Raw genomic sequence first — 755 nt, 5'->3', positions numbered from 1 at the left:
GGCGTGGAGCATTCGGGGTTACCTCCAACGAGTCGCGGTCGCCGGTGACCGCGTGGTCTGCATCGTATATGACCGACGACGTCGCGGCTACGGCGCCTGGAAGACGTTGTGCACGCACGTGCAATGCGGGTGCCTCGCCGTTCTACGGCCCCCGCGCCGGTATTGCGAGGCTGTCCGCGACGCAGCTGTCCCTCGCGTCGCATCTCGTACGAAGGAGTACACCCATGAATCGCACCATGCGGGCACTGCTCGCGGTAGCGGCGACAACAGCTGTCATCGCTCTCGCGGGATGTGTTGCCGACACCTCTGCGTCCCCCACATCCGGCGGCTCGGCGGCCGCCGGGACGGCCGCGTGCGGCCTCGGCAACGGCCAGAAGGCCACCGGAACCCCGATCAAGGTCGTCGCCATCGCCACCGAATCCGGCGGCGTCGACTTCTCGTCCTCCCCGAATTCGGCCAAGGCCTACTTCGACTGCATCAACGACAACGGCGGGATCAACGGCCGCCCGATCTCCTACCAGGTCGGAGACGACGCTCTCGACCCCACCAAGACGGCGCAGATCGCGACCGGCTATGCGTCCGACTCCTCGATCGTGGCCTCGGTGGGCGACGCCTCGTTCGTCGGCTGCCAGCAGCAGAACGACGCCTACAAAGCGGCGGGGCTCTACTCGATCCTCGGCGTCGGGGTTCCGCAGTCCTGCTTCTCGTCGTCGAACCTCGCGCCCGTCAACGCCGGACCCCGCATCTCCGCCCTC

1 protein-coding gene is annotated in these 755 nt (G+C 67.7%); it reads left to right on the top strand.

The window, feature by feature from the left end; genetic code table 11:
* Window positions 1-224 precede the first annotated feature (224 nt).
* A partial coding sequence (locus ASG00_RS15520) for an ABC transporter substrate-binding protein (protein WP_162238404.1) occupies window positions 225-755 on the top strand: 531 nt, incomplete at its 3' end.

This window comes from Microbacterium sp. Leaf351 (assembly GCF_001423825.1).
Taxonomy (GTDB): Bacteria; Actinomycetota; Actinomycetes; order Actinomycetales; family Microbacteriaceae; genus Microbacterium; species Microbacterium ginsengisoli.
Note: the sequence above shows the minus strand (reverse complement) of the source record. Positions and strands in the feature narration are given on the sequence as shown.